1 protein-coding gene and 3 rRNA genes are annotated in these 5,722 nt (G+C 52.8%); 1 reads left to right on the top strand and 3 read right to left on the bottom strand.

Translation table 11 applies throughout. The features are described from left to right. Window positions 1-10: 10 nt before the first annotated feature. The 3 genes from rrf to N7326_RS09360 all read right to left on the bottom strand — a co-directional run bounded on the left by rrf (window position 11) and on the right by N7326_RS09360 (window position 5,350). A 5S ribosomal RNA gene (gene rrf, locus N7326_RS09370) occupies window positions 11-127 on the bottom strand. A gap of 167 nt (window positions 128-294) precedes the next feature. Further along, window positions 295-3,429, bottom strand: a 23S ribosomal RNA gene (locus tag N7326_RS09365). A gap of 398 nt (window positions 3,430-3,827) precedes the next feature. After that, window positions 3,828-5,350: ribosomal RNA gene (locus N7326_RS09360) — 16S ribosomal RNA — on the bottom strand. The 16S, 23S and 5S rRNA genes sit together here, the layout of an rRNA operon. A gap of 31 nt (window positions 5,351-5,381) precedes the next feature. On the opposite strand from N7326_RS09360, the gene N7326_RS09355 reads away from it, so the two are divergent. Then, window positions 5,382-5,705, top strand: a complete 324-nt coding sequence (locus tag N7326_RS09355; RefSeq protein WP_263088585.1) for a hypothetical protein — start codon at window positions 5,382-5,384, stop codon at window positions 5,703-5,705. The last annotated feature ends 17 nt before the right edge of the window (window positions 5,706-5,722 follow it).

Here is a 5,722-nt window from a genome sequence, read left to right as displayed (position 1 = left end):
TTAAGTTTTAGGTCGGCGGTGACTTACTCTCCCACAAACTCCCGTTTGCAGTACCATCAGCGCTACCAGGCTTAGCTTCCGGGTTCGGAATGGGACCGGGCGTACCCCTGACGCAATAACCACCGACACAATCAAAAAACACAATGTGCTGTGTCAGACACTGCATAGTGGACGCGAAACACAACAAAACCTTTAACCCTCTCACAACCAACACTCTAAGACCGACACTAACAGTGCCAACCCTGGGGTGAACCTGGCCGTGATATGCGCAACAATCACAAAGTTGAATCATATATGTGTGTTTGTCGGTGAATTAGTACCAGTCATCTAAACATATCACTATGCGTACAACTCTGGCCTATCAACCCTGTCATCTACAGGGCACCTCAAACGAAACCTCATCTCAAAACAGGCTTCCCGCTTAGATGCTTTCAGCGGTTATCCCTTCCGTACGTAGCAAACCAGCCCTGCCACTGGCGTGACAACTGGCACACTAGAGGTACGTCCGTCCCGGTCCTCTCGTACTAGGGACAGCCTTCTTCAAGTTTCAACGCGCGCGGCGGATAGAGACCGAACTGTCTCACGACGTTCTAAACCCAGCTCGCGTGCCGCTTTAATGGGCGAACAGCCCAACCCTTGGGACCTACTCCAGCCCCAGGATGCGACGAGCCGACATCGAGGTGCCAAACCATCCCGTCGATATGGACTCTTGGGGAAGATCAGCCTGTTATCCCCGGGGTACCTTTTATCCGTTGAGCGACACCACTTCCACACGTAGGTGCCGGATCACTAGTCCCTACTTTCGTACCTGCTCGAGTTGTCACTCTCACAGTCAAGCTCCCTTGTGCACTTACACTCACCACCTGATTGCCAACCAGGCTGAGGGAACCTTTGGGCGCCTCCGTTACTTTTTAGGAGGCAACCGCCCCAGTTAAACTACCCACCAGGCACTGTCCCCAACCCAGATCATGGGCCAAGGTTCAGGTGCTCAATCCGATCAGAGTGGTATTTCAACAACGACTCCACCACACCTAGCGATGCAGCATCACAGTCTCCCACCTATCCTACACAAACCGAACCAAACACCAATACCAAGCTATAGTGAAGGTCCCGGGGTCTTTTCGTCCTGCCGCGCGTAACGAGCATCTTTACTCGTAATGCAATTTCACCGGGCCTGTGGTTGAGACAGCAGGGAAGTCGTTACGCCATTCGTGCAGGTCGGAACTTACCCGACAAGGAATTTCGCTACCTTAGGATGGTTATAGTTACCACCGCCGTTTACTGGGGCTTAAATTCTCCGCTTCGCAACACACAAGGTGTCACTAACAGGTCCTCTTAACCTTCCAGCACCGGGCAGGCGTCAGTCCGTATACATCAACTTCCACGTTTTCGCACGGACCTGTGTTTTTAATAAACAGTCGCTTCCCTCTATTCTCTGCGACCACCACCAGCTCAATCAGTCTGTCACCAGCAGTGGTCCCCCTTCTCCCGAAGTTACGGGGGCATTTTGCCGAGTTCCTTAACCACAGTTCACCCGAACGCCTTAGTATTCTCTACCTGACCACCTGTGTCGGTTTACGGTACGGGCCATATATACACTCGCTAGAGGCTTTTCTCGACAGCATAGGATCACTAACATCCCCAACAAAGGGTACGCATCACGCCTCACCCACAATGTGCAACGGATTTACCTATCACACGGGCCACACGCTTACACCACAATCCAATAAGTGGCTTAGCTACCTTCCTGCGTCACCCCATCACTTGGCTACTACCAACGAAGGTCCCACGCACGCAACACCACACCATAACACCCCGCATAAAAACGGGACATCATAACCATGGGCACGCGGGTGGTTAGTACCACTGATTCACCACTGGGCGCATATATACGGGTACGGGAATATCAACCCGTTATCCATCGACTACGCCTGTCGGCCTCGCCTTAGGTCCCGACTCACCCTGGGAAGATTAGCTTAACCCAGGAACCCTTAGTCATCCGGCGGATACGTTTCTCACGTATCATTCGTTACTCATGCCTGCATTCTCACTCGCACACACTCCACACCCCGTCACCAGAATGCTTCAACGCAGTGCACGACGCTCCCCTACCCAACACCTTTCCCCACAAGAGGAAGGTATTGCCGCGGCTTCGGCGGTGTACTTGAGCCCCACTACATTGTCGGCGCAGAACCACTCGACCAGTGAGCTATTACGCACTCTTTCAAGGATGGCTGCTTCTAAGCCAACCTCCTGGCTGTCTTCGCGATCCCACATCCTTTTCCACTTAGTACACTCTTAGGGGCCTTAACCGGCGATCTGGGCTGTTTCCCTTTCGACCAACGGAGCTTATCCCCCGCAGTCTCACTGCCGTACTCTCACTTCACCGGCATTCGGAGTTTGGCTGACATTGCTAAGATTGTAGTCCCGCTCAACCAACCAGTAGCTCTACCTCCGGGAAGAAACACACGACGCTGCACCTAAATGCATTTCGGGGAGAACCAGCTATCACGGAGTTTGATTGGCCTTTCACCCCTACCCACAACTCATCCCCTCAGTTTTCAACCTAAGTGGGTTCGCGCCTCCACAGCATCTTACTGCTGCTTCACACTGGCCATGGGTAGATCACTCCGCTTCGGGTCCAGAACATGCCACTAACACACCCTCATTAGGATTCGCTTTCGCTACGGCTACCCACACTCATGGTTAACCTCGCGACATGCCGCTGACTCGCAGGCTCATTCTTCAAAAGGCACGCCATCACCCACACAACCAACCCCTAAAGGGAAGGCCACGCACAAGGCTCTGACGGATTGTAAGCACACGGTTTCAGGTACTATTTCACTCCCCTCCCGGGGTACTTTTCACCATTCCCTCACGGTACTAATCCGCTATCGGTCACACTAAGTATTTAGGCTTACCGGGTGGTCCCGGCAGATTCACAGCAGATTCCACGAGCCCGCTGCTACTCGGGGACAAAAGCAACCAGGCCAACACACGCTTTCATGTACAGGACTCTCACCTTCTACGGCAGGCGATTCCACACCACTTCCACTAACACGCATCAGCACCAGCAAGGCGGTGACAGCCACCTTACGCTTCAACCCCACAACCCCGCACACGCAACCACTGTCACGTATCACACGCATACGGTTTAGCCTCATCCACGTTCGCTCGCCACTACTAACGGAATCACAATTGTTTTCTTCTCCTACGGGTACTGAGATGTTTCACTTCCCCGCGTCAACCCCCACACCAGCTATGAATTCACTGGCAGGTGACCACACATAACCATGGCCGGGTTTCCCCATTCGGACATCCTCGGATCAACGCTCTATTGACAACTCCCCGAGGCTTAACGCAGCCTTACACGTCCTTCATCGGCTTAGCATGCCAAGGCATCCACCGTGTGCCCTTCATCAAACACACACAAACTTACAAAATAAAAGAAACACACAAAAGAATAAAGATAAAAATGCTCGCGTCCACTATACAGTTCTCACACAACACACACACCACCACCAACCCCCCAACCAGCAAGCACAACACCAACCAACAACAGGGGGACAAATAGTGACATATCAAGGACAACAAAACACGTGCCATCCCAGACACCCAACAGTGCACCAACCACCACAACCCCCACCCCACCCACAAACGGGTAAGAAACAGGAAACCATGATGAACTATGTTCTTTCGCTATAAAACTTTTTTCGATCACACCCAGGTCATGCCCAGCCCCTCATCTATAAGAGACACGAACAGCACAGATGATGTTTTATGATGATCCACCCGGATTTTAGAAAATAAATAATAAAACTCCTTAGAAAGGAGGTGATCCAGCCGCACCTTCCGGTACGGCTACCTTGTTACGACTTCGTCCCAATCGCCGATCCCACCTTCGACAGCTCCCCCCACAAGGGTTAGGCCACTGGCTTCGGGTGTTACCAACTTTCATGACGTGACGGGCGGTGTGTACAAGGCCCGGGAACGTATTCACCGCAGCGTTGCTGATCTGCGATTACTAGCGACTCCGACTTCATGGGGTCGAGTTGCAGACCCCAATCCGAACTGAGGCCGGCTTTCAGCGATTCGCTCACCCTCACGGGCTGGCTGCGCGTTGTACCGACCATTGTAGCATGTGTGAAGCCCTGGGCATAAGGGGCATGATGATTTGACGTCATCCCCACCTTCCTCCGAGTTAACCCCGGCAGTCTCTCATGAGTCCCCACCATCACGTGCTGGCAACATAAGACAAGGGTTGCGCTCGTTGCGGGACTTAACCCAACATCTCACGACACGAGCTGACGACAACCATGCACCACCTGTAAACAGACCACAAAGGGACACTACATTTCTGCAGCAAACCTGTATATGTCAAGCCCAGGTAAGGTTCTTCGCGTTGCATCGAATTAATCCACATGCTCCGCCGCTTGTGCGGGCCCCCGTCAATTCCTTTGAGTTTTAGCCTTGCGGCCGTACTCCCCAGGCGGGGCGCTTAATGCGTTAGCTACGGCACAGAAGTCGTGGAAGACCCCTACACCTAGCGCCCACCGTTTACGGCATGGACTACCAGGGTATCTAATCCTGTTCGCTCCCCATGCTTTCGCTCCTCAGCGTCAGTTACTGCCCAGAGACCTGCCTTCGCCATCGGTGTTCCTCCTGATATCTGCGCATTCCACCGCTACACCAGGAATTCCAGTCTCCCCTACAGCACTCAAGTTATGCCCGTATCGCCTGCAGCTCCGGAGTTAAGCCCCGGTATTTCACAGACGACGCGACAAACCACCTACGAGCTCTTTACGCCCAGTAATTCCGGACAACGCTCGCACCCTACGTATTACCGCGGCTGCTGGCACGTAGTTAGCCGGTGCTTCTTATACAGGTACCGTCACAAAAGCTTCGTCCCTGTCGAAAGAGGTTTACAACCCGAAGGCCGTCATCCCCCACGCGGCGTCGCTGCATCAGGCTTCCGCCCATTGTGCAATATTCCCCACTGCTGCCTCCCGTAGGAGTCTGGGCCGTATCTCAGTCCCAATGTGGCCGTCCACCCTCTCAGGCCGGCTACCCGTCGACGCCTTGGTAGGCCATTACCCCACCAACAAGCTGATAGGCCGCGGGCTCATCTTGTACCGAAAAAACTTTCCACCATGACACACTAAAGCATGGTCCTATCCAGTATTAGACCCAGTTTCCCAGGCTTATCCCGAAGTACAAGGCAGATCACCCACGTGTTACTCACCCGTTCGCCACTCGAGTACCCCAGCAAGCTGAGGCCTTTCCGTTCGACTTGCATGTGTTAAGCACGCCGCCAGCGTTCGTCCTGAGCCAGGATCAAACTCTCCACAAAAAAACAAGCAAAAAACCTGCTCTCAAAGGCCGTGAAAAGCCCAATCAAACTAGCAAAAAAACAAAACAACCAGCACACACAACCAACACAACCACCAAAACAAGCAGCCATGCCAACCATGCGCACACAATTGAAAAAACAAAACCCCCCTCCCCAACCCGACGGGGCAAAAAAGGGAAAAAAGGGGCCAAAACATCAACAATCACAGCCAAAACCGATCATGCCAACAAACAGCTCATATCTTCGGTCAAAAACCAAGCAAGCCACACTCACCGGCCACCAAAAACACCACACCATTCACCAACACAACCCAACTGCAATCAAAAAAACAAAAAAACAATTGGCACACTATTGAGTTCTCAAACAACACAC

Origin of the sequence: Corynebacterium sp. ES2794-CONJ1, assembly GCF_025660615.1 — a bacterium.
In the GTDB taxonomy this organism is placed as follows: Bacteria; Actinomycetota; Actinomycetes; order Mycobacteriales; family Mycobacteriaceae; genus Corynebacterium.
The sequence above is the reverse complement of the archived record's forward strand: the minus strand, read 5'-3'. Positions and strand labels throughout refer to the sequence as shown.